General features: G+C 60.8%; 19 protein-coding genes. 11 read left to right on the top strand and 8 right to left on the bottom strand.

From position 1 onward, the window contains the following. Nucleotides 1–136: 136 nt before the first annotated feature. The 3 genes from HALTADL_RS10995 to glpK form a co-directional block, all read right to left on the bottom strand. Entirely contained in the window at nt 137–1306 is a 1170-nt protein-coding gene (locus HALTADL_RS10995) for a Cdc6/Cdc18 family protein (RefSeq protein ID WP_089672952.1), read from the bottom strand. 155 nt (nt 1307–1461) lie between these two features. Further along, nucleotides 1462–2442 carry a hypothetical protein gene (locus HALTADL_RS10990; RefSeq protein ID WP_089672951.1) on the bottom strand — a complete coding sequence of 327 codons (981 nt, stop codon included), beginning with the start codon at nt 2440–2442 and terminating at the stop codon, nt 1462–1464. Between the two features lie 2 nt (nt 2443–2444). Then, entirely contained in the window at nt 2445–3983 is a 1539-nt protein-coding gene (glpK, locus tag HALTADL_RS10985) for a glycerol kinase GlpK (RefSeq protein WP_089672950.1), read from the bottom strand. A gap of 293 nt (nt 3984–4276) precedes the next feature. On the opposite strand from glpK, the gene glpA reads away from it, so the two are divergent. The 9 genes from glpA (at nt 4277) to HALTADL_RS10940 (ending at nt 15439) form a co-directional block, all read left to right on the top strand. Next, on the top strand, nt 4277–6019 hold the full coding sequence (gene glpA / locus HALTADL_RS10980; RefSeq protein WP_089672949.1) for an anaerobic glycerol-3-phosphate dehydrogenase subunit GlpA: 1743 nt from the start codon (nt 4277–4279) through the stop codon (nt 6017–6019). Then, nucleotides 6019–7317: a glycerol-3-phosphate dehydrogenase subunit GlpB gene (gene glpB / locus HALTADL_RS10975; protein ID WP_089672948.1), complete on the top strand. Its 1299-nt coding sequence runs from the start codon at nt 6019–6021 to the stop codon at nt 7315–7317. Before glpA ends, glpB begins: the two co-directional genes overlap by 1 nt. Next, the gene (locus tag HALTADL_RS10970) at nt 7314–8618 is read left to right on the top strand and encodes an anaerobic glycerol-3-phosphate dehydrogenase subunit C (RefSeq protein WP_089672947.1); all 1305 of its coding nucleotides are present in this window, start codon (nt 7314–7316) and stop codon (nt 8616–8618) included. Before glpB ends, HALTADL_RS10970 begins: the two co-directional genes overlap by 4 nt. A 256-nt stretch (nt 8619–8874) precedes the next feature. Then, the gene (locus tag HALTADL_RS10965) at nt 8875–9993 is read left to right on the top strand and encodes a right-handed parallel beta-helix repeat-containing protein (RefSeq protein ID WP_089672946.1); all 1119 of its coding nucleotides are present in this window, start codon (nt 8875–8877) and stop codon (nt 9991–9993) included. Between the two features lie 139 nt (nt 9994–10132). Continuing rightward, a complete protein-coding gene (locus HALTADL_RS10960) occupies nt 10133–11401 on the top strand; it encodes an FAD-dependent oxidoreductase (protein ID WP_089672955.1) in 1269 nt (422 codons plus the stop codon). Between the two features lie 258 nt (nt 11402–11659). Beyond that, nucleotides 11660–11845 carry a DUF7576 family protein gene (locus tag HALTADL_RS10955; RefSeq protein WP_089672945.1) on the top strand — a complete coding sequence of 62 codons (186 nt, stop codon included), beginning with the start codon at nt 11660–11662 and terminating at the stop codon, nt 11843–11845. Nucleotides 11846–12006: 161 nt separating this feature from the next. Continuing rightward, nucleotides 12007–12732, top strand: a complete 726-nt coding sequence (locus HALTADL_RS10950; RefSeq protein ID WP_089672944.1) for a ribosome assembly factor SBDS — start codon at nt 12007–12009, stop codon at nt 12730–12732. A gap of 124 nt (nt 12733–12856) precedes the next feature. Beyond that, entirely contained in the window at nt 12857–14152 is a 1296-nt protein-coding gene (gene hflX / locus HALTADL_RS10945) for a GTPase HflX (protein ID WP_089672943.1), read from the top strand. 90 nt (nt 14153–14242) lie between these two features. Further along, entirely contained in the window at nt 14243–15439 is a 1197-nt protein-coding gene (locus HALTADL_RS10940; RefSeq protein ID WP_089672942.1) for a CobW family GTP-binding protein, read from the top strand. A 17-nt stretch (nt 15440–15456) separates the two neighbouring features. Here HALTADL_RS10940 and HALTADL_RS17785 read toward each other — a convergent pair whose 3' ends face one another. Then, nucleotides 15457–15615: a hypothetical protein gene (locus tag HALTADL_RS17785; RefSeq protein WP_177171932.1), complete on the bottom strand. Its 159-nt coding sequence runs from the start codon at nt 15613–15615 to the stop codon at nt 15457–15459. 181 nt (nt 15616–15796) lie between these two features. On the opposite strand from HALTADL_RS17785, the gene HALTADL_RS17780 reads away from it, so the two are divergent. Beyond that, on the top strand, nt 15797–15940 hold the full coding sequence (locus tag HALTADL_RS17780) for a hypothetical protein (RefSeq protein WP_177171931.1): 144 nt from the start codon (nt 15797–15799) through the stop codon (nt 15938–15940). 43 nt (nt 15941–15983) lie between these two features. Here HALTADL_RS17780 and HALTADL_RS10935 read toward each other — a convergent pair whose 3' ends face one another. From HALTADL_RS10935 to HALTADL_RS10920, 4 genes are all read right to left on the bottom strand, one after another. Then, on the bottom strand, nt 15984–17144 hold the full coding sequence (locus HALTADL_RS10935; protein WP_089672941.1) for a glutathione-independent formaldehyde dehydrogenase: 1161 nt from the start codon (nt 17142–17144) through the stop codon (nt 15984–15986). 212 nt (nt 17145–17356) lie between these two features. Next, on the bottom strand, nt 17357–17851 hold the full coding sequence (gene moaC, locus HALTADL_RS10930) for a cyclic pyranopterin monophosphate synthase MoaC (protein ID WP_089672940.1): 495 nt from the start codon (nt 17849–17851) through the stop codon (nt 17357–17359). Then, nucleotides 17844–19286 (bottom strand): NAD(P)H-hydrate dehydratase, encoded by a 1443-nt coding sequence (locus HALTADL_RS10925; protein WP_089672939.1) that lies wholly within the window; start codon nt 19284–19286, stop codon nt 17844–17846. Before HALTADL_RS10925 ends, moaC begins: the two co-directional genes overlap by 8 nt. An 88-nt stretch (nt 19287–19374) precedes the next feature. Beyond that, entirely contained in the window at nt 19375–19926 is a 552-nt protein-coding gene (locus HALTADL_RS10920; RefSeq protein ID WP_089672938.1) for a class I SAM-dependent methyltransferase, read from the bottom strand. A gap of 136 nt (nt 19927–20062) precedes the next feature. Here HALTADL_RS10920 and HALTADL_RS10915 point away from each other — a divergent pair, with 136 nt between their 5' ends. Beyond that, entirely contained in the window at nt 20063–21043 is a 981-nt protein-coding gene (locus HALTADL_RS10915) for an alpha/beta hydrolase (RefSeq protein WP_089672937.1), read from the top strand. Nucleotides 21044–21052 lie beyond the last annotated feature (9 nt).

Raw genomic sequence — 21052 nt, 5'->3', positions numbered from 1 at the left:
TCCTCTTGCAGGATGCTGGCGCTCGTAGACACAGTTCCAACATCCTGCGTCTTCGTGTGTGACGCTTTCTATGACACCCTCTTGTGTTTCAAATTATCGTATATGAAACTCCACCCATCAGTTGAGAACCATATTGTCAGTTCACAGCAGAGAGGTGGCGAAAGACGAGCGTGGGGAACCGCGGTTCGAGTCGGGAGGGTGGGCGGCCGACCTGTTTGGCGTCGTCGACTTTGAGGCGTCGGATGACACCAGCCTCGGCGAGTTCGTAGAGCACGCGTTCGATAGTCGCCCGCGAGAGGTCGACGCCGCCGTCTGCGATCTCATCGGCGGCCGCACGTACGGAGTTGCGGTCGGTTTCGGGGAGTTCGGTGAGTCGAGACAGGATCTGTTGTCGACTCTCGGGCAGCGCCAACACGCGTCCGAGAGAGACACAGGGCCGTGGGACCGCGGCCATTCCGTCAGTGAGATCGGCCGCCTCGATCCCGTCGTGGCCGTTGTCGTCGGCAATGAGTCCCGCACTGAACAGCGCCGCCAGCGCGTCGTGGGCATCGCCGTCGGCCCAGTTGGCCAGCTCCCGGAGCTGTTCGTGGCTGACGGCGGCTCTGATCAGCCCGTCGGTCTGTCGACCAGTCAGGATCTCGATGAGTGTGTGTCGACGGTAGGGATCGAACCGAACCGTTTTGGGGGCATCCAGAGCGTCGGTCTCGGCCTCCGCCGGGTCGAGCTGGCCACAGAGCACGGGCGTCACCGACGAGCCGAGGGGCTCAAACTGTTCACAGACAGTTTGGATCGACAGCGTCTCCGGTTCTTCGATGTGGTCGACCGCGACGACGACACACTGGTCGCCGTCGAGCCGGGCGGCCAACCGGCTCCGAATGGTGTCGACGCTCACGCCCTGTTTCGGGACTGGATCAGTAGCGAGACTGTTGAGCACCGCATGGAGCAGGGCAAACTCGGTTTTGGCTTGGCGGCCGTCGACGTAGACGAATGCGACGTCGGCGGTTGGTTGCGCGCGCGTGGTGGTGTATATTTGACCCGTAGAGCGACCCATCAGTCGGTCGAGACGGGCAAACACCGCGCGGATGACGGCGGATTTGCCGGTTCCTTTCGGTCCCCAGACGTAGCAATCGTCCGGTGGTCGACCGTCGAAGATCGGATCGAGGAGGTCGAGCAACTGCTCGATCACGAGTCCGCGACCGGTCGGCTCGGAGGGGTGGGCAATCGGGTTCAACGCGTCGGATTCCCGTACCAGCTGTGGTTCGTGGTCGGTCCGCTGGCGACGGAGGATCCGCTCTTCGATATTCATCTGTGGATTGTAGTGTCAAACGGCGTCGTGGCTGTGGTACTAAACGTGCGTTCGTATACTGAAAACCGCAAAAAGCGTCGGCCAACACTGTCACAAGACGAGTGTCAGCGGCTCCACCTCACCAACGCGGTGAGAAAGGAGTGGTTGGTGTAGGCTTAGCCCAGCAGTGCGGTGATTGGGGCCCAGAACGTGCCACCCAGCACACCGGCGGCGGTCAGGACTGCAGAGAGCAGCCCCGACATCAGGATACCGAACGCCGGTGGGTCAACGTGGGTCTTGCCGTGCATGTAGAACACACGGTTACAGACCTCACCCATCGTTGCGCCGAAGAGGCCGAACAGTCCACCGAAGATGAGCACGAGAGCGGGACTGTAGCCCGCTGCGGCTGCACCCAGTGCACCGACCGAGCCGGGCAGCGTGATGTGGTGAGTGACGGGGATGTTGTCGGTTCCCGCCTGCAGGAAGACCAGGCTAGCTGCGCTGAGACCGAAGCTGAGCGTGGTGCTGCCGGTCGCCTGGTAAAGGAATCCACCGAGGATACCACCGATAATACCGATCAGAGCGACGTTAGCCCACTTGTACTGCCACGGCAGCCAGATGCCGGGTGCTTCGTCCTCGTCGCGCTCCCACGGACCGACATCGAAGAGGCCGTTACCGGTGACCTCACCGATGACGCTGTAGCCGAAGGCAACACGGTGAACGATTGCCGAGATGAACACCAGCATCGCGATGTTGTCAGTCGGGAACCCGATGAAGTTCAGCAGGTTCGTCCCGACGAGGCCGAAGATACCGAAGATACCACCGACCATCAGCACGTCAATGTGGTTCGTTCCGGCGGCCCACAGGATGTTCTTTCCGTCGTCCATGTAGCCCTGCTTGGCTGCATATGCGGCCGCTGCGGCACCACCTGCGAACGAAATGTGCGGACCGAAGACCGGACCGAAGCCGACGAGTCTCGTAATCGAACTACCACTGTCGACGATCGACTCGCCGGCAATACCGAGTGCTTCACCGGCGATGACTGCGAAGCCGGTCATGATGAACGCTGGCAGTGCACCGATTGCAGCACCGAAGGCACCGCCTGCGAAGGCGGCAATCCAGAACGTTGGGTCACCGAGCTGTGTTCCGAGTACCATCGTTATTCACCACCGTCCTGTGCCCAGTCTTCAGCACGCTCGACGGCGTCCTTCCATCGGTCGTAGTTGACCTCGATGTTAGCGTCCTCGTCGACTTCGAACGAGCGGTCGATCTGCCAGTTGTTACGGAGTTCGTCAACCGTGTCCCAGTAGCCGACCGCGAGGCCAGCGGCGTAGGCCGAACCGAGCGCGGTGGTCTCGTCGACGACTGGTCGGACGATTTCGGTCCCGATGATGTTGGACTGGATCTGACAGAGGAAGTTGTTCTTGACGGCCCCACCGTCGACACGGAGGCTGGCCAGATCGATGTCTGCGTCCTCAACCATTGCCTCGGCGACGTCTTTGGTCTGGTAGGCGATGGATTCGAGGGTTGCACGAACGACGTGCTCGCGTCGGGTACCACGCGTCATGCCGACGATGGTACCACGTGCGCGCTGATCCCAGTGGGGGGCACCGAGACCGGCGAAGGCGGGCACGACGTAGACGCCGTCCGTCGAGTCGACGCTGCGTGCGAGACTCTCGGATTCGGCGGCGTCCTCGATAAGGGTCATGTCTTCGAGCCACTCGATGGCGGCACCAGTGATGAAGATCGAGCCTTCGAGGGCGTACTGAACTGGCTCACCCGAGCGCTGGAAGCCAATCGTGGTGAGGAGACCGTGTTCGGATGGAACGGCCTCGTTGCCGGTGTTCATCAGCATGAACGAACCGGTTCCGTAGGTGTTCTTGGCGTCGCCTGCGTCGAAACAGGTCTGACCGAACAGGGCGGCCTGCTGGTCACCGAGTGCGCCTGCGACAGGCACTTCGGCACCGAGGAAGCCGTCTGCGTCCGTCGACCCGTAGGTCTCGTCGTCCGACGAAGGTCGGACTTCCGGCACCATCGATTTTGGAACATTAAAGAGATCGAGGAGTTCGTCGTCCCACTCGAGCTCTCGGATGTTGTACAGCATCGTCCGCGATGCGTTGGAAACGTCCGTGATGTGGTTACCCGTAAGGTTGTAGATAACCCACGTGTCGATGGTCCCCATCAGGAGCTCACCCTGTTCGGCTCGCTCTCGAACATCCTGTGGTCGGGATCGCTGGAGTTTGATCGGATCTGCGTTGTCGAGAATCCACTCGGTCTTCGTTGCCGAGAAGTAGGCGTCACATTCGAGACCCGTTTTCTCTCGAATATCTTCGACTTTGCCCATCTCCTGGATCTCTTCGACACGGTCGGTGGTTCGTCGATCCTGCCAGACCAGCGCGTTGTGGACTGGTTTGCCGGTTTCGGCGTCCCACACGATTGTGGTCTCTCGCTGGTTGGTGACACCGATCGCGTCGAGCTGCTCGGCGTCGAGGCCTTCCTGTTCGAGAGCCGTGTTGATTACGGACTTCGTGTTCTCCCAGATCTCCATCGGGTCGTGCTCGACCCAACCGGGCTCCGGATAAATCTGCTCGTGTTTCTCATATGCGTTTGCGATGACGTTACCACCATGGTCGAAGACCATGAACCGCGTTCCTGTAGTCCCTTGATCGATGGAACCAACGTATGTTTCTGACATTATGTGTTCACCACACTCCTTGGGGGTCGATCCCCCTGGTCTAGGAACCGTTCTTTACGCCCGGTTCCCTGACCACGGGTAAACACTATGGAATAACATGATAAATGTTACTCTTGTACCCATAATTGTCCTGAATATACATGGGAGTTTGGTACGGTTTATCATGATTTGAGTGTAGATTTTGTCTCAATCTGGTTGTAGAGTATTCATGTTGAATTGTGGACATAATAACTTTACGCCTATCGGCAGAGTAGGGGTAAAGTAAAGTTACTATAGTGCAAAATCCGACTGAACGGATGAGTAACAAGCCACACGTTATCGTCATCGGAGGGGGTTCCACGGGGTGCGGGATTGCGCGCGACCTCGCAATGCGCGGCGTCGAGGTCACTCTCGTCGAACAGGGGAACCTCACTCACGGGACGACAGGACGGATGCACGGGTTGCTGCACAGCGGCGGTCGGTACGCTGTTGCTGATCAGGCCAGTGCGAAAGAGTGTATCGAAGAAAACCGCGTACTACGGGACATCGCCAGCCACTGTGTCGAGATGACCGGCGGACTGTTCGTCCAGCGGCCCGAAGACTCCGATGAGTACTTCCAGAAGAAACTGGAGGGCTGTCGGGAGTGCGACATCCCAGCAGAGGTACTTTCGGCCGAGGAGGCCCGCGAGATCGAACCCTACCTCGCCAAGGACATCAAGCGCGCGATCAAGGTACCCGACGGCGCAGTCGACCCCTTCCGGCTCTGTGTGGCCAACGCCGCCAGTGCCGAGGAACACGGCGCGCGCATCGAGACCCACGCGCCAGTCGTCGACATCCTCAAGGAGGGCGACGAGGTCGTCGGCGTCGAGGTCGAACACGAATCCGGCCCCGGCAAACGCGTCCACCGCGAGCCGGGCACGCGCGAAGAGATACATGCGGACTATGTCGTCAACGCAACCGGCGCGTGGGCCGGCCGCATCGGCCAGATGGCCGGGCTCGAACAGGAAATCGAGGTCCGACCCGGAAAAGGTGTCATGACGATTATGAACACCCGACAGGTCGACACCGCGATCAACCGCTGTAAACCAAAGGGCGACGCCGATATTATCGTCCCACACGAGACGACCGCAATTTTGGGCACCACAGACGTCGAGGTCGAAGATCCAGAGGACTACCCCGAAGAGCAGTGGGAAGTTGATCTGATGATCGACACGCTGTCGGAACTGGTGCCGATCATCGAAGAGGCCCGAACGATTCGCTCCTTTTGGGGAGTCCGACCGCTGTACGAGCCGCCGGGAACCGGAACGAGCGATTCGACCGACATTACCCGGGACTTCTTCTTGCTCGACCACGAGGAGCGCGACAGTGTCAAGAACTTTACCTCCATCGTCGGCGGGAAGTTCACCACCTACCGGATGATGGGCGAAGATATCTCCGACCACGTCTGCGAGAAGTTCGGCATCGACGCCGAATGCCGGACTGCGGATGTGCCGCTGCCGGGCAGTGAGGATTTCTCAGTTCTGCGGGACTACATGGATCAGTACGGGATTCGCTCGCCAATCGGTCGACGGAGCGCCCAGCGACTCGGCTCCCGAACCGACGAGGTACTCGACTATGACGGCCCGAACCCGGTCGTCTGTGAGTGTGAAGCAGTCACGCGCGCGGAGGTCAAAGACGGGATCAAGGGTTCAGGATCGGACCTCAACGCCACCCGGCTTCGAACGCGTGCCTCGATGGGGAACTGTCAAGGGGCCTTTTGTTGTCACCGGATGGCCGCAGAGCTGTATGACGACTACGACTCGGAGGTCGCCTACGAGGCGTGGGACGAACTGTATCAGGAGCGCTGGAAGGGTGAACGCCACGCGATGTGGGGCACCCAGCTCTCGCAGGCGGCGCTCAAATACTCGCTGCACGCGACGACGATGAACCGCGACAAGGACGCCGCGACCACGGACGCAGTCGTCGACTTTTCGGCGTTCGACAGCGGTCAGGGAACCAGTGCCTCCGGCGGCGCAGCCGGAACTGCTGCGACCGACGGCGGCCGAAAGGGGGATGACTAATGGCGATTCGTGAAGACGTGATCGTGATCGGCGGCGGGCTTGCTGGCTCGATTGCGGCCATCGAGGCCGCCGAAACCGGCGCTAGTGTCCGGCTTGTTACCTACAAAAAGAGTACCCTCCGCCACGCCAGCGGCCTGATCGACATACTGGGCTACAACGGCAGCGACGACCCGATTGCCGATCCGTTTTCGGCAGTCGACGACCTGCCCGAGGAGCATCCGTACTCGGTAGCCGGTGAGACGGCGATCCGTGACGGGCTCGACCGGTTCGACGAAATTGTCGGCGACAGCTATCAGGGCAGCCATACCGACACCAACGCCCTGATCCCGACGTTCGGCGGCGCGGTCAAACCGACTGCTCGCTACCCTTCGGCGGCTGCGGCAGGGATCGCGAGCGACGAGCGACCGATGTTGATCGTCGGCTTCGAGGAGATGACCGAGTACAACGGTGGGATGCTCGCCGACCACTTAGAGGATGCAGGCGTCCCCTTCGATGCCGAGGGTGTCGAATGCAACTTCCCCGGCAGCTACGCCAACGATTCGCGGGTGACGCGGCTGGCCAAACGACTCGATGGCAACGAAGACGTCGAGTACGAGGGTCGGACAATGGGTGCCCGCGAGGCGCTCGCCGAGCAGGTCAAACCACACCTCGGTGATGCCGAACGCGTCGGTCTCCCGGCGTTCCTCGGCGACGAACACACCGCAGACGTGCGAACCGACCTCGAACGCCATCTCGGCGTCGACGTCTTCGAGATCCCGATGGGGCCACCGAGCTACCCCGGGATGCGGCTCGCAGACAGATTGAAGGAAGCAGTCGACGAGGCGGGCGTCCGTATTTCGTCCGGCAACCCCGTCGTCGACTACGAGGTCGAGGATGGCGAACTGACGGCGGTTATCGTCGACAGCAAGGGCCGAGAGGTGCCATTCCACGCCGACGAGTTCGTGCTGGCGACGGGCGGACTGGTCGGCAAGGGAATCGACTCAGGACGCGAGGAGGGTGTGACCGAGCCGATTTTCGACTGTCACATTCCCCATCCGGAGGACCGCTACGACTGGTTCGACAAGCAAGCCTTCGCCGACCAGCCGTTTGCCCACTTCGGCGTTCGGGTCGACGAGACGATGCGACCACTGACCGCCGACGAGGCCCCGGAGTTCACGAACCTCCGGGCGGCGGGTGCAGTGATCGGCGGTGCCGATACGGTTGCGGAAAAATCACAGAGCGGTGTCTCGCTGGCAACTGCGGTGGTTGCTGGTGAACGGGCTGGCGAGCAGGCGGCAAAACACGAGGTACACCAATGAGCGACGCAGAACAAGCAAGCGATTTCGATCCGACGACGCAAGTAGATGAGTTCGAGCCGGTCGACGTCTTCCCCTCTTCGGAGGATATGGACCTTCGACCCGGAGCCGACAACTGTTACAAATGCACGAGCTGTGATACGTCGTGTCCAGTTGCCGAAGTCGACGAGGACTTCCCCGGCCCCAAATTCCAGGGCCCAGAACAGTGGCGGCTCAAACGCGGCGAGGACGTCGACATCGACGATTCGATCCTCTCGTGTTCGAACTGTATGCGGTGTGACGACGCCTGTCCGTCGAGCGTCCCACTGAGCCAGATGCACAACACCGCACGCGGGGAGTACGTCGAGGAACACATGGACAAGAAGTCCATCGAGTATCTCCGCAACCGAATGCTCTCGAACTACCGGACGTTGGCCTCCATCGGGAGCAAGGTCCCACGGCTCGCGAACTTCGTGATGGGACTGGGCATCACCAGCGTCCTCGGCGAGAAGATCATGAGTATTCCCAGCGAGCGCGACGTGCCGGAGTTTGCTACCGAGACCTTCCGCCAGTGGTTCAAGAAGCGCGGCGGCTCGAAGGTCACGAACCCGGACAAACAGGTCGCCTACTTCCACGGTTGCTACTCGAACTACAACACGCCCGAGGTCGGCAAGGCGATGGTTCGCGTCTTCGAATCCTTCGACTACGAGGTGCTGGTGCCCAAACAGCAGTGTTCCGGCACCCCGATGTTCGCCAACGGGATGCTGAAAGACGCCCGCCGCGAGGCCGAAGTCAACGTCCGCGAACTGGGCAAGGCAATCGAGAACGGCGCGGACGTGGTTGCCTCCTGTACCTCCTGTTCGATGGCACTCCGCCAAGAGTACCCCGAACTGTTCGACATCGAGGGGATCGAAGATCTCTCGGAACATACCTACGAGGCCATGGAGTTCCTCCGGATTCACGAGGATCTGGGCGCGGCCATCCGCGAGAGCGAAGTCGACCCACAGTCGTTTGCCTACCACGCGCCGTGTCACGCCCGGAACCAGGGCCTCGACCGGCAGGCAGTCGAACTGTTCCGTGAACTCGACGGTGCCCACATCGAGGACGTCGGCGAATCCTGCTCCGGTATCTCGGGGACCTACGGTTGGAAGTCCGAGAAGTACGAAACCTCGATGAAGATCGGCGCGGAGATGTTCGATCACATGGAACACGCAGAAGGAGAGGTTGGCATGACCGAGTGTCCGACCTGTGCGATGCAGATGAACCACGGCACGGGTTACGAGATCCGACACCCCCTCGAACTACTCGAAAAGGCCGTCGCCTGAGACACGTCGAGTAATCGATAACTCATCCCACGCTGAACGGTGGAAGTTGGTAGGCTGACGGTATTCGCTTTGTGGGACGTGCTACGGCTGTATTCGGTTTTCTTACCGAGGTCGACAGACGGTACCACGAGTAGTGGATCGACTGATAAGAGAGCGACAGCCAACCGAAGAGTAATACTCTCAAACTACCCGTTGGTAATGGTATCCCTACCTATCTGGTAGGAATTACTATTTGTGTGATAGTCTCTTATCGCATATGGTTTTACACCAGAGTGAAGACGGTGCTGGCGACTCATCGGGCCGCAGTCGACGGTCGTATCTGAGGCTACTCGGTGGGCTAGCTGCGGTCGGAAGCCTCGGAACGCCGGCCGCAGCGACACCAGCGACGGTCGACCTCGGCGAGCAGGGACTGACTACCGGCGAGCTAATCGACCCCTACCTAAACGAACAGTTCGTCGACGGCGCGACAGTCCACATTCCGGCGGGCAGCTACGAATGGGACGGCGAGGGGTTCGAGGGAGCAACAGAGAACGCAGCCGTTGTCGGACAGGGCGATGTTAGTCTCGAACTAACGGGCGATTCGTTCCGGAACAACGTCCGGGCCGAGTCAGGAACGGTCGAACTGCGAAACTTCACCGTTCGAGGCAAACCGAGCGAGAAATCACATTTCCGGTTGGAGACCGACGAGGGGGCAACAGTCATCGTCGACAGCCTCTCGTTTCCCGACGGTGCAGTCGACGAAAGTGAGTGTCGACCCTTCTACGTGCCACGGGACCACGCCGGAACGGTCGATATCCGCAACTGCTCTTTCAGTGGCTTTTCGGACAACGGAATCTACGCCTCCTCGCCGGGGTACGACGACGGGGAAGACGGTCGCGTACTGATCGAAAACTGTGTCGCACACAACACCAACATCGCAGCGATTCGAGTTGGCTCCAGCGGGAGTGTCGTCCGGAACTGTCTCATCGTCAACGATGGCCCAGCACCGAAAAGCGAAACTGAGCAGCGAAACATGCGGGGGATTCGGGTTCGGAATCCCGGCGATGATATTCGCATCGAGGACTGTGAGATCATCATGCGCCACGATGCGGCTGGCGCGCCGATACAGATCCACGAGGAGGCCGAGGGCGGAAGCGGTGTTATCCGGAATGTGACGATCAGAAACGACACGGAGTCCGAATCTATCGATGTCGGAGAGGATGCGGCCGCCGACTGGGAGGATTCGGATATCGAAATCATGGGTACGGGCGATCTGAGCTATCCCGAAGCCTTCGAGTCGGTCTGTGTGGGCGAGGGGTGCGAGCAGCCAGCGACGAATGTCGACGCACGGAAGTCGGAGATTCTATCAGCAGAAATTACGCCATCGCTTAGATAGTCTCGTAAAACAATCGTTCAAAAAACAAGTGCGTTTTTGGTTATTCAGTGTGTAGTTGTACCATACCTCAGGATTTTCACACGGCAGCCTGCACAGATGCGGCTGTGGAGGTGGCGTCGTGACTCCGGGGTGTGAACTCATGACACACCAAACAACCGTACTAGTCATCGGTGGTGGCGGTACAGGCGTCGGAACCGCACGCGATCTCGCGATGCGTGGCGTCGACGTCACCCTCGTAGAGCGGAGTGGTCTCGCAGGTGGCACCACTGGCCGCTCCCACGGCCTGCTCCACAGTGGCGCACGCTACGCCGAGTCCGACCCCGAGGGCGCAGCCGAATGTATCGAGGAAAACCAAATCATCCGTGAGATCGCCGGAGAGTGTATCGGCGACAGCGGCGGTATCTTCGTCCAACTCAGCGAGGACGACCCCGAGTACTTCGAGGCCAAACTCGAAGGCTGTCAGGAACACGGCATCCCCGCAGAGGTCATCGATGGCGACGAGGCCCGCGACCGCGTCCCCGAACTCTCCGAGGACGTCGTCCGCGCAATGGTCGTTCCCGACGGCGTAATCTATCCATCGCGGCTCGTGGCGGCCAATGCTGCCAGTGCTGAAAACCACGGTGCGACCGTCCTGACACATGCCCCAGTCGAGGGGATCACTGTCAGCGACGGCGCGGTTTCGAGTGTCGAGATCGGCGGCGAGGTCAACGAGACCATCGAAGCCGACTACGTCATCAACGCGACCGGCGCGTGGGCCGGCGAATGTGCCGCACTCGCTGGCGTCGACGTCGAGATGCAGCCCACCAAGGGCGTGATGGTCAGCGTCGACTACGAGGGACTTGAACCAGTCATCAACCGATGCCGGGTCCCCGACGACGGCGACATCATCATTCCCCACCAGACGCAGGTCGTGCTGGGCACCACAAGCGTGGCAGTCGACGACCCCGACGAGTTCGATGAAGAACAGTGGGAGGTTCAAAAGATGTTCGAGGAGTGTGCAGACATGATGCCGGCAATCGAAGGCCGCGATATTGATCGTACGTGGTGGGGTGTCCGGCCGCTGTACGCGCCCGACGAAGCAGGTCGCGGAAGCAAGGATTCGGGCAAAGGCAACGAGCGCGGGATCTCGCGCGGCTTCTTCCTGCTCGACCACGAGCAAGACGGCGTCGAGAACTTCGCCAGCGTCGTCGGCGGCAAGCTGACAACCTACCGAATGATGGCCGAGGCGACGGCCGACCACGTCGCCGACGTGCTGGGAGTCGAGGGAGAGTCCACAACCGCGACTGAGCAGCTTCCGGGTGCCGACGACCCCGAAGAACTCGATAGCCTCGTCGCGAAGTACAGGGCCCGCCAGCCGACAGATCAGGATGTCATCAGCGATCTCGGCGAACAAGCCGCAGACGACTAACCGCGTAGCACCGCCAGCAACTGCCACGGAACCAACTATTTGTCGTCATCCACTGTACAGCCGGCCAGATGATCACCCAGTGCGAGCAACTGGAGCGGTCGGCGGCTTACACTGCGTTGGCCGACAACGTGTGCCCTCGACGAGGTCGACACACTGATCGAACGGGACGAACGTAATCGATCTGTAGGTCGGCGTTCCGGAGGAGTCTGCTCACTCCGAGTAGACACCTTAACATAGCGAGACCGTTCTCGTTGCAGTATGGTCGATCCCACGTCCGATATTGGCGAGGATGTTACGGAGGAAAACGCGCCGGAATGTGAGCAGTGCAGCAGCAAAATCATCCAGTCGACGAGCCACCGCGTCGTCAGCGAAATCGAAGACGGTCGCGCCGTCCACCACCATTTCTGTAGCGACGACTGCCACGACGAGTGGCTGGCGGCGTAGGCACTGCCTACCGGTCGACAATCACTGTTTTCGACGCCGAGCGGCCGCGCTTCGGAGCCCGCTCGCCCTGTTCGCGTAGCGCCACTCGGGGTGGGAGAATCGAAGCCGACCACCCACATCGTCGGGGAGAGTTTTTACCACCGGCCGCGCTACGCTGTGGTATGATATCGCTTGAGGATGCAGTCACCGCACGCCTCGAATCCCACGGTGCGCGCTTCGAGGTGCTCGTCGACCCGGATGCCGCACTGGCAATCAAACGCGAGGAGTTCGACGGCGAACTCGAGGACGTAATCGCCGCCGAGGACGTCTTCGAGAACGCCTCGCGCGGCGACCGCCCGGCCGAGACCGATCTCGAAGAAGTGTTCGGAACCACCGATCCCATGGAGGTCATCCCGGAAGTAATCACACGCGGGGAGATCCAGATCACTGCCGACCAGCGCCGTGAGATGCAAGAACAGAAGCGCAAACAGCTCATCACGACGATCACGCGCAACGCGGTCAACCCACAGATGGACGACGCCCCCCATCCGCCCGAGCGGATCGAGCGCGCGCTCGAAGAGGCCGGATTCCGGATCGATCCGATGGAGCCGGTCTCGGCGCAGGTCGACGAGGCACTCGAAGATCTCCGACCGGTGTTGCCGATCCGGTTCGACGAGGTGACGATTGCGGCCCAACTGCCCGCCGAGTATGCGGGGAGTGCACAAGCAAAAGTCCGCCAGTACGGCGAACTCGAACGCGAGGAGTGGCAGGCCGACGGCTCGTGGGTCGGCGTCGTTACCTTCCCCGCCGGCCTCCAAAACGAGTTTTATGAGCTCGTCAACGAGGAAACCAGCGGGCAGGGCGAAACGCGGATCATCAAGGACGAAGACGACATCAAAACACGATAACGGTGAGCCGGATCGCCGAGGGATTCTTGACTGTGGCGGGCCAACCCTACTCATGGAAGTGGTTCACACTGTACAGTAATCACAGTCGACCGTCACGACTGCAGTCGACCAACGAGGAGCCACGATGAAAGCAATCGTCGCCAAACGGGTCGAAAGCGGCACGCCGGACCTCTCCGAGCTTCGGGAGCTGGCCGCAGCCGCGGGCTACACCGTCGTCGGCGAACTCACACAGACACGCACAGAGGACCCCGCCTACTGCTTTGGAGAGGGAAAAGTCGAGGAACTCGCCGGACTCGTCAGGCGACTGGACGCCGACACGGTAATTATCGACAACGAGGTCGGGCCGTTCCAGATGTTCAACATCGGCCAAACCCTGCCTGCGGAGGTCGACGTCCTCGACCGCTTTACGCTCATCCTCGACATCTTCGGCCAGCGGGCCAACACTCGGAAGGCCCAACTACAGGTCGAACTCGCCGAACTCCGGTACGAACTGCCGCGGGCGGCGGCGAAAGCCAGCCTCGCCAAACGCGACGAGCGCCCCGGCTTCATGGGGCTCGGTGAGTACGACGAGAGCCGCGAACGCGACATCAAATCCCAGATCTCCAACATCAAAGACGAGTTGGACGCAATCGCCGACAAAGAGGCCAAACGCCGGGACGAACGCCGGGAGTCGGGGTTCGATCTCGTCGCGCTGGCGGGCTATACGAACGCCGGGAAGTCGACGCTCCTCCGCCAACTTGCCGCGGAACTCGACGTCGACGAGAACGTCGACAAACACCCGGATCTCGATTCGGTCGCTGAATCACAGGACATGCTGTTTACGACACTCGGCACGACAACGCGCCGCGCCGAGTTGGACCGCCGAGAGATCCTGTTGACCGACACGGTCGGCTTTATTTCGAATCTCCCACACTGGCTGGTCGAATCCTTCCAGTCGACTCTTGAGTCCGTGTACCGAGCCGATCTCGTCCTGCTGGTGGTCGACGCCAGCGAGCCGGTCAAGGAGATGCGCGAAAAGCTCGTTACCTCGCGAGACACACTCCACGAGCGCAACGAAGCCCCGATTCTCACTGTCTTCAACAAGGTCGACCTGCTCTCCGCCGAGGAACTCGACGAGAAAAAGTCAGCCTTGTCGGGCATCGCGCCGAACCCGATTCCGGTCTCGGGCCGCACCGGCAAGAACATCGAGACGCTCCGGCGGCGCGTCGAGGCCGAACTGCCCGACTGGAAACACGAACGCCTGCTGGTGCCGATCACAGATGAGACGATGAGCCTCGTGTCGTGGGTTCACGACCACGCCCACGTGGAGACCGAATCCTACGAGGCCGATCAAGTCCTGCTTGAGTTCGATGCTCGCCCCTCGATCATCGAGCAGGCCCGAGCGAAGGCCGCCGCGCTCAGTCCGGTCGAGTCGACCTGAGATCGGTCTCTCGGGTGGATACCGGGTTTGTGACAGTCACCGAATTCGACGGCTCTGTAGCTTTTTGCGGCCTGCTCGGCGAGTCGACGTATGACCTCCACGGATGACAAACCACCAGTGACCGTTCTCAGTGGTGTTCTGGGTGCGGGAAAGACGACGCTTGTCAATCACCTACTCAAAAATAACCGAGGGAACGAGCTTGCAGTCATCGTCAACGACATGGGCGAGGTCAACGTCGACGCCGACCTGATCGAGCGAGAGAATCCCGATACGGGACTCGTTGAGCTTTCGAATGGCTGTATCTGTTGTCGACTACAGGGAGATCTGGTCGCGCAAATGGTCGATCTCACCGAGAACCGCGATGTTGATGCCCTCGTCATCGAAGCCTCAGGGATCTCCGAGCCGACGCCGATTGCCCGGACGCTCACCCAGCCACGGGAGGACGGTCCTGATCCGACCGCGGCGTTCCGACTCGATATGATGGTGACGGTGTGTGACGCCCACGGCTTCTGGAAGGAGTTTGACGCAGGTACATCGCTGCCTGCTGGTGCCGACGAACCGGACCCCGACCGACCGCTTGCCGATGTCCTCGTCCAGTCCGTCGAGTTCTGTGACGTCCTCCTGCTCAACAAATGCGATATGGTGCCCGACGACGAACTTGACAGAATCGTCGACGTCGTCAGTGAACTCAATCCGCGGGCGACGATCCGGCGGACCGAGTATTCCGAGGTCGACCCCTCGCTGGTGATCGACACCGGTCGATTTGATTTCGAGGAGGCCCGCCGATCTGCGGGGTGGAAACAGGAACTCCGGGAGCACAAACAGCGCGAGGGCGGCGACAGTGCGGCCGCAACCCACAGCCATAGCCACACTCACGACGAGCAGAGCGCAGCCGACACCCACGGCGTTGAATCGTTCGTCTACACCCGCGAGCGACCGTTCGATCCGGCGCAGTTCGCCGCGACGCTCTACGAGCGGGACGACGGCATCATCCGCGCCAAGGGGCTCTGCAATCTCGCAGGCACTGAGAACGTCATCGGGATGAGCCGGGCCGGTCGATCTATTCAGGCAGGGCCCATCGGTGAGTGGGACGCCGAGGATACCCGCCAAACGGAACTCGTGTTTATCGGAACCGAGTTCGATGCGGACGAAATCACCGACCGCCTCGATGAGTGTCTCGTCGACCGGGAGTCGACTGTCGACAGCCAGACAACTGTCGATCAGGATGTCGACTCGCTGTTTCCGCTCCGGATCGATCCGGACGACAAGGCGGAGCTGCGTGAGTAACTGGCTGGTCGACGCAGTCAGACAGCGAGATCTTCCCGGAGTTCGTCGAACTCCTCGCTGAAGCCGTAGTTCGAGCGGTCGCCCCGGAGGTCTGCCATTGCGGTCTGATAGACGTCATCGTGCTCCAACAGCTCCGTCCAGCCGTCGGTCATGGCGTAGTTACAGTACTTACACATTGTGTCGACGTAGCACGGTACCGCTATTGATTGTTTCGCGGCCGCGGCCAGCAGGCCAAACCTCATCTAGTCATCGTAATGAAAACAACCGGTACATTCATCCGATGTGGCGGGAAGAATCGATGATGGTAACCGGGCACACGGTGCGAATCGAACAGCAGCTATCGCTCAGGAAGCACCTATGGTCGACACAGGTGACGAAATGCTGACTGGCAACTGCGAACGCTGTGAGTGGTACGTCGTCAAGGATTCCTATCCTGCGTTAGTCAAAGCCTACCAGCAACATCTCCGGGGCAAACACCCCACACTCTGGCTCCGGCGGTAGTATAAAAAAAGAACATTTGGGCGAAGGAAAGCAGGTCGACCGCTTATGGTTCGAGCAGGACTTTCGTCACACCCTCTTCGCGGTTGTCGAAGGCTTCGTACATATCGGGCGCTTCGTCCAGTCCAACGCGGTGGGAGACGACCCAGCTTGGGTCGGCTTTGCCTGAGATGATCATATCTCGAAGCTCACGGTTGTAGGCTTTGACGTTACACTGGCCGGTCCCCAGTTTGATGCCTTTCTCGAACAGTTTCCCGAAGTCGATGCCGAGTCGACCCTGTGCGGCCATCTCGTCGGGCGCACCGGGGTCAGACGGCACATAGAGGCCGGGAATACCGAGCTGTCCAGTCGGTCGAACCACCTGAATCAACTGGTTGAGAACGACCGCCGGGTTCTCGCGGGCCGGGTCGTAGGCGTCGTCCGAGGGGTCGGTCTCGGGATCGATGGCCTGGTAACCGACGGCGTCGACACCTTTGTCGACCATATCGCCGTGTTCGTCGATGATCTGTTCGACGGGGTCGCCCTCTTCGAAGTTGATCGCTGTCGCGTTACAGTGATCCTCGGCGAGTTCGAGCCGCGAGGGGACACGGTCGACGACGTAGATCTCGCTTGCCCCCTGCAGGTCGGCGCTGTAGGCGGCCATGAGGCCGACCGGTCCGCCGCCGAAGACAGCTACCGAGTCGCCGGGTTCGAGGTTCGCAAGCCGGGTACCGTGCCAGCCCGTCGGGAAGATGTCCGCCAACAGCGAAAACGAGTCCTCGTGTTCGTCGCCCTTCGGCAGTTTGAGTGCGTTGAAGTCGGCGTACGGAACACGGAGTTTCTCGGCCTGTCCGCCCTTATACGGTCCCATGGCCACGTAGCCATAGGCACCCCCCGCAAAGCCGGGGTTGACGTTGGTACAGAAGCCCGTCTTGCCGTTTTCACAGTTCTTACAGAAGCCACAGGCGACGTTGAACGGAGCGACGATCCGGTCGCCCTCTTCGAGTGTGCTGACCGCATCGCCGACCTCGGTCACGACACCCATGTTTTCGTGCCCGAAGACGATTCCCTCCTCGGCGGAGGTTCGACCTTCGTACATGTGGAGATCCGACCCACAGATACAGCTCGTCGTGATGTCGATCACAACATCGTTTTCGTGTTCGATTTGTGGTTCGTCGACCGCTTCGATGGCTACATCGTGTGGTCCTTGGTAGACCACAGCTTGCATTGACATTTGATAACACCTTCTCCGCAGTCCGTACCGTGGTTCGCTGGTTGTGAATAGTTTTCTTCATATTCTGAGATTGTAAAATAATCCTGTGCCAACAGGCGCAGCCCAGACGGTAATGATTAGTAATAGCCTACCAGCGTTAACAGCCGAATACCGAACAGTCAGTGGCAACCGGTTCGGTCACATCGACAGGAGTGATCCAAGACGGCTCAGATCTGCCGTTTCTGTTTGTCGACCACGTGAACGTCCGCAATCGCAGTCGAGGGATACTGCCCATTGCTATCTTTCTCGGCGGCTTTGCACATATCCCAGACGACGTTGAGCCCCGTCGTCACACCTTCAAGCGCCTCCATCTCACAGCCGGTTTTGCCGGTCGTCTCGACTGTAACTGTGAGCTCGATCCGATCTGCCTCAACCGTAAACTCGGTCTCAACGTTCGTGATCGGAATTTGGTGACACATCGGAATCGTCTCCCACGTGTGTTTGACCGCCTGAATCGCACCGATCCGTGCGGTCGCAAGGACGTCGCCTTTGCCGAGTTCGTCGGCTTTGATGGCCTCGACTGTAGAGGCCGACAGATTGATCGTCCCGGTGGCGACCGCCCGGCGGTTGGTGTCGGGTTTGCTGCCGACGTCGACCATCTGGACCGATCCCTCATCGTCGGTATGCGTTAGCTCCTCGGCTGCTTCAGAGTCCTCACTCATCGGTTGTGAACGGCTCGGGGAGCCAGTCGATTAGGTCCGTCGCTACGAGGCCGTACGCCGCGTCCTCGAAGGCCAGATCACCGGCCCGACCGTTTAGATACGCACCGACGGCAGCCGAAGTCCGTGGCTCACGATTGGTGAACAGCGAGCCGACGACGCCCGCCAACACGTCGCCGGTGCCGCCGACGGTCATCCCGGGGTTGCCGGTCCGGCTCACGCGCGTCTCCTCGCTGTCGGCGATGATGTCGTAGGCACCTTTGACCAGCAGCGTCTGACCGATTTCGGTGGCGAACTCGGTGACCAACTCGGCCCGTCGCTCCCAGTCGTCGTCGGTCTCGCCGCCCATTTTGACGAGTTCACCCTGATGAGGAGTACAGATCAAGCTCGCATCGGTGTCGACCTCGGGCACAACTGACAACGCGTCGGCATCGATAACCCCGCGACCGGAAAACGATTCGAGAAACGACTCGACGGCCGCGAGCGTCTCCTCGTGGCTCCCAAGCCCGGGGCCACAGATCACGGCATCCATCTCGCCTGCGAGGTCAAGGATCGCGTCGACTGCCTCGGGAGTCAGTCGCTGGCCGTCGAAGGGGTGGACGATCAGGTTCTCGCTGTACCCCTGAATCTCCTCGGCAACCGTTTCCGGACAGCTCACATGGACGAGATCAGCACCCGCCCGGAGCGCGGCCTGTGCAGCCAGTGCAGGTGCGCCGGTGTAGGGACCACCGCCGATAACGAGGAGTTCGCCGTGGTCGCCCTTGTGGCTCTCGGCGGCCCGCTTGCGGCCCCGAACGTCGCCAGGGCCGACGAACAGTTCGGCGGCTTCGGGAATCCCGATGTCGGCGACCGTGAGCTGCGTATCGAGCGATTCGAGACCGCGTTTGGTGTCGTGAAAGGTGACGACGTGGTCGGCCTCAACGGCGACACCATCAGCGGCCCCGGTGTCGGCGTCGACCCCAGATGGAACGTCGACCGAAACAACTGGCGTATCGGTGGCGTTGATCGCGCGGGCAGCACTCGCTTCGGGTTCGCGGAGCGCGCCAGTGACGCCCGTTCCAAGCATCGCGTCGACGATGCAGTCGGCGGCTTCGAGATCCAACCCATCGAGATAGCTGGTGTCGGTAATGGTCGTCGTCGACAGATCGGCAGCCTGCAGAGCGTCCCAGTTTTCGCGGGCGATCTGGGTACCGATGGCATCAGGTCGACCCAAGAGGGCGGTTTCGATATCATATTCGCTGAGGAATCGAGCGGTGACGAAGGCGTCGCCGCCGTTGTTGCCGCGGCCACAGACGAGGACGATTCGACTTCCGGGGTCGGCTTCGGAGCGAACGACGCGTGCGACGGCGTTGCCGCTGGACTCCATCAACTGTTTTCGGGGGATACCGAGGGCGGCGGCGTTGACGTCGACGGCCGCCATACGGTCGGAACTGATCATGGGCGGAGTTGGCTGGCCGCGTGGTTAATACTGGGGGCAACTGACTGAGTGCTGTAGTAAGCGGTGTCTAACACCAATTAAAAGCGTACTACCGCGAGGCCGTGACGAAATACGTCTCCGGCCGCTCGACAGCCCGGTCGACGCTGAATCCTGCTTCCGTGAGTGCCTCCGTCACGGCCGCCATCGGATGCCGCTCGTCGACTGGTGGTCCGGCCTTGCCGCGACCCGTGGCCGACCAGTCGACCACGACGACTGGACTCCCCGGTCGAAGCACCCGGTAAAGGTCGGCCAGCGTCTCCGCAAGCGGAAGTTCGTGAGCCGTCATCGTCGAGATCGCAGCATCAGCTGATTGGTCGGTAAACGGAAGTTCGGCAGTCGAGCTCTCGACACAGTCGACGTTGTCGGGCACGCCTTTCTCGCGGTAGAGTTCGTGCATTGCTGGCTGGATGTCGACCGCCGACACGCGGTCGAAAAACGGGGCAAGATCGGTGGTGTAGAAGCCGGTGCCGCTTCCCAAATCGAGTAGGTGATCTTCGTCGACGCCCAGAGCCCCAAGCAGTTCCTCGCGGGAACAGAAGCGGTAGCGACTCACGTCCTCTAAGCGGTCGGCCTCGGCCGGATCGAATGTGTGGAATCCCATCTGTTTACAGTCGGGTTTCGGCGGCAGTATCCTAAAGGATGCGCTGAACAGTGACGACCGGTCGACGATCTGTTCGTGCGACCGGATACTGACGTCGCAATAGCTGTTTATTGAGGTTGGCACTGTATTACATAGCATGTCACAGACACCAACCGACGAGCGGCGCGCCGAATCGCTTGATCCGGATGCGCAGGGCGTTCTCGACACTCTCGGCGAGATGGGCGAGCCGGATCTCTCTCAGATGTCACCCGAACAGGCGCGAGCAACTCTCGGCGACCTCTTCACACCGACTGTCGACCCCGAACCAGTCGACTCAGTCGAAGAACGAAAGATCCGCGCCCCAGCACGAGATATCCGCGTGCGGATCTACGATCCCGAACCGGATGCAGCGCTGCCAGCGACGGTCTACTTCCACGGCGGCGGCTGGGTCGCCGGGAACCTCGATACTCACGACGGGGTCGCCCGCTCGCTGGCCACCGAGGGCGAGTGTATGGTCGTCTCGGTCGACTATCGCAAAGCGCCGGAACACCCCTTCCCCGCGGCTGTCGAGGACGCATACCATGCGACCAAGTGGACTGCCGACCATATCGCCGGAGAGAACGGTCTCGCGGTCGCCGGTGAGAGCGCGGGTGGGAATCTTGCGACAGTCGTCGCACAGATGGCCGTCGAAAAAGAGGTCGGCACACCAGAGATCGATCACCAACTGCTGTTCTACCCGGTAACGAACCACGCCTTCGAGACCCCATCCTACGAGGAAAACGGCGATGGCTACTTCCTCACCGCACGCGGAATGGTCTGGTTTTGGAACCACTACCTCCAGAGCGACGTCGACGGCGCAAACCTTCGGGCTTCACCGCTTCGGACACCCCAGCGAATCCTATCCCAACTGCCCGATGCAACCATCGTCACCTGTGGCTACGACCCGCTGCGTGACGAGCAGTTCGCCTACAGCGAGGCCCTCGAAAACGCCGCCGTCGACGTCGAGCATCTCCACTACAGCGATATGATCCACGACTTCGCGAACATGCGTCGACTGTCCGATCCGTTCGAGGGAATCGAGGCAGCAGTCGACGTGCGTTCACGTGCCGGTGAGGCACTGCAGGATGCCTTCGAATAACGACAGAAA

This window comes from Halohasta litchfieldiae, from assembly GCF_002788215.1.
In the GTDB taxonomy this organism is placed as follows: Archaea; Halobacteriota; Halobacteria; order Halobacteriales; family Haloferacaceae; genus Halohasta; species Halohasta litchfieldiae.
Note: the sequence above shows the minus strand (reverse complement) of the source record. Positions and strands in the feature narration are given on the sequence as shown.